The 3,170-nt window shown below is 38.9% G+C and carries 2 protein-coding genes; both read left to right on the top strand.

Going from position 1 to position 3,170, the window contains the following annotated elements; all coding sequences use genetic code 11:
• The first annotated feature begins 393 nt into the window (after window positions 1-393).
• The gene (locus ESP02_RS13005) at window positions 394-2,322 is read left to right on the top strand and encodes a mannonate oxidoreductase (RefSeq protein WP_002375042.1); all 1,929 of its coding nucleotides are present in this window, start codon (window positions 394-396) and stop codon (window positions 2,320-2,322) included.
• A 120-nt stretch (window positions 2,323-2,442) separates the two neighbouring features.
• Window positions 2,443-2,997, top strand: a complete 555-nt coding sequence (locus ESP02_RS13000) for a CDP-alcohol phosphatidyltransferase family protein (RefSeq protein WP_025478550.1) — start codon at window positions 2,443-2,445, stop codon at window positions 2,995-2,997.
• Window positions 2,998-3,170: the final 173 nt, after the last annotated feature.

Genomic DNA, 3,170 nt, shown 5'->3' with positions numbered 1-3,170 from the left:
TTGGCTTATTACCGCAGATGCAAGCTTTTGAACACCGTTTATTCGGAAAGAGGGACTTTGACACGACTTTTGTCACAGTTCCTTTTTTTGTACGGTTTTACTCTAAGGTTTGACAATCAAAATGCGTCTTGCTATAGTTAAGTGAAAAATAAATAAGACCTAGAAGAATGGGGAATGTTTTGTGAGTGTAGCTGGTATCTAATCAGTAAGTCGAATAGCCAATAAACAAGGTTTATTTGGTGTGCTTATGAAACGGTACCTGTCAGGAAAACAATATCTTTGTATTCTAATGAGGATAGGACATGACTTTTTTAAGCTGTGTTCTATCCTTTTATTTATCTCTAGGCCCTTATTTATTTTGGGACAGGTATCTCTTCAAGAAAAGGAGAGAGTATGAACAACGAAATGATTAGTCAATTACAATTTGATCAGATCAAAACGGAAATCCAAGCAAGAGCAATTGGAAACTATAGCAAAAAACGAATCAGCAAGATGACGGCCTCGACAAACCTACAAACCGTCTTGGATCGTCAAGAAGAAACAAGAGAAGCACGCTTGATCTTAGAAAGTAGTCAGCATGTTCCATTTATGGGATTGCCGAGGATCGATGCACTGACAGAACAAGTCAAAAAAGGGCTGGTTCTGTCGCCCGCTGATTTGATCGAATATGCGGGTTTTCTAAGAAGCAGTCGGATGATCACAAAGTTTTTTGATAAGAATCAATACCAGGCACCTTTGTTGTTTGCTTATAGCAAGCATCTTCCTGATTTGATAAATGTAGAAGAGTTGATTGACCAAAAAATAAAAAATAATAAAGTCAGTGACGATGCTTCACGTAATTTGCGTAAAGTACGCAAACAATTACAAATAATAGAAAAAGAAATCCAGTCAAAATTGCTGAAATTCTTGCGTCATCCGAAAAACAAAGAAATGATCCAAGAAGCAATAATCGTTCAAAAAGGTGAATGCTATACGATTCCTATCAAAGCCAGCTATAAAAATAAAGTAGATGGGACGATCATCGATGAATCGAACAAAGGAACGACGGTTTTTATTGAACCAACTGTGGTTTCTAAACTGAATGAACACTATCAGTTGTTAAAAGCTGAAGAAATCAGTGAAGAATATCAAATTCTGGCTGCATTGACTGGTGCTATTGCAGAAAATGAAGAAGCAATCGACTTATTGATCGAAACGATGACGGTATTAGATATCATTTTTGCTCGGGCAAAATTCAGTCGAGAAATCAATGGGATCACGCCTAAAATCAATAAATCAGAACATATCGTCATCAAACAAGGCAGACATCCATTTTTACCTGATCATGCGGTACCATTGGATGTTGAAATCGGTAAAGACTATCGAGGCTTGATTATCACCGGAGCAAATGCCGGCGGCAAAACAGTCGTGTTGAAGACGGTCGGTTTATTGACTTTGATGGCGATGTTCGGCATGCAAGTTCCGGCAAAAGAAGGGACGGAGCTTGCTGTCTTTGATGAGGTTTTCGTCGATGTCGGTGACCACCAAAATTTAGAAAATGCGTTGAGTACATTTTCTGGTCATATGCAAAACATCGCTGCTATTTTGAAAAAGATAAAAAGGAATACGTTGGTACTTCTGGATGAGATTGGCAGTGGAACAGAGCCAAATGAAGGGGCTGCATTAGCGATTGCAATCATGGAATCTATGTATGAGCAGGGGGCATTGATCATTGCCACGACCCATTATGGAGAAATTAAGAAATTTGCCAGGGACCATGAAGATTTTGTGCCGGCTGCTATGGCTTTCGATCGGGAAGCACTTCGTCCTAAATATCAATTGCGTGTTGGAGAAACGGGAGAAAGCCAAGCTTTATGGATTGCACATAAAATGGCTATGTCTATGAAATTGATCCAGCAAGCAGAGCGTTATCTGGAGGAAAAAGCCTATCGGACACAGAAAAAAGAATTTCCTCCTAAGACAGCAGTTATAACTAGGAAGGACAATAAAAAAGAACGCCAGCTCTTTGCAAAAGGCGATCGAATATTTGTGAATGAATACCAAAAAGAAGCATTAGTTTATGAGGATATAGGTGAAGATACGATTGCCGTATATTTAGAAAAAGAAATGATCCATGTGCCTCGTCAGCGTGTTCGTCTGGTGCGTTCAGCAGAAAATCTGTACCCGACAGGTTACGATTTAGACAGTCTGTTTATCGATTTTAAAACACGAAAACAGCAGCGTGACCTAGAGCGAGGATCAAAAAAAGCCCATAAAGCGTTAGTAAAAGAAATGCGTAAACGACAGGAAGAAAGAAGAGCAAAAGATGAAAACAGCAAGTGATTATTTCAGACCAACTCATATGATCAGTGATTGTAAAAAATGACAGCAGTAAAATCATTGGTTTTATTCTCTATGTAAGCTAAAATAAAAAAAAGAGTGCTGAGGAGGTGGGACGGTCAAATGAAAATAAGCACAAACTGGCGTAAAGAAATCCAAACGATTCCGAATCTTTTATCGATATTCCGTATACTCTTGCTGCCGATTTATCTTTATTTTGTGCTGAGACAGTCGTTTTATGTAGCAGGAGCAGTTATTGTTGTCTCAGGCTTGTCTGATTATTTAGATGGGGTCATTGCTCGGAGATATAATCAGGTAACAGACTTAGGGAAGGTGCTTGATCCGTTTGCAGATAAATTGACACAACTTTTCCTGATTTTGTCTATGGCATGGTATCGACCGTGGCTTTGGCTGTTGTTTGGTCTATTCTTGATAAAAGAAGGCTTTATGTTTGTAGCTGGATTAATCGGGCTATCTAAAAATATCAAATTAAGTGGTGCGAAGTGGTATGGCAAAGTAGCGACTGCTGTCATCTATGTTGGCATGATCCTTTTGCTGCTTTTCCCAGAATTACCAACGCTGTGGGTGAGAGTCATTTTTGCCGTCATCACTTACGGTCTTTTACAATCTTTTGTCTTGTATGCTGTCGAGTACCGAAAGATGTTTCAAAGAAAATAAAGAAGGGGTGTGACCTATGTCGCACTCCTTTTTTTGATAAATAGACTCCCAATAGCTACTTCTCGATAATAAGCCAACCAAACCAAAAACATGAGAAGTTGTTTTTAAAATTATTTCTTGTAACTCGGAGTTAAATGGTAGGCTCACAACCTCTGGGTAAACGGTGTTCAAAA

Source organism: Enterococcus sp. NBRC 3427 (genome assembly GCF_007996925.1).
Lineage (GTDB): Bacteria > Bacillota > Bacilli > Lactobacillales > Enterococcaceae > Enterococcus_B > Enterococcus_B lactis.
Note: the sequence above shows the minus strand (reverse complement) of the source record. Positions and strands in the feature narration are given on the sequence as shown.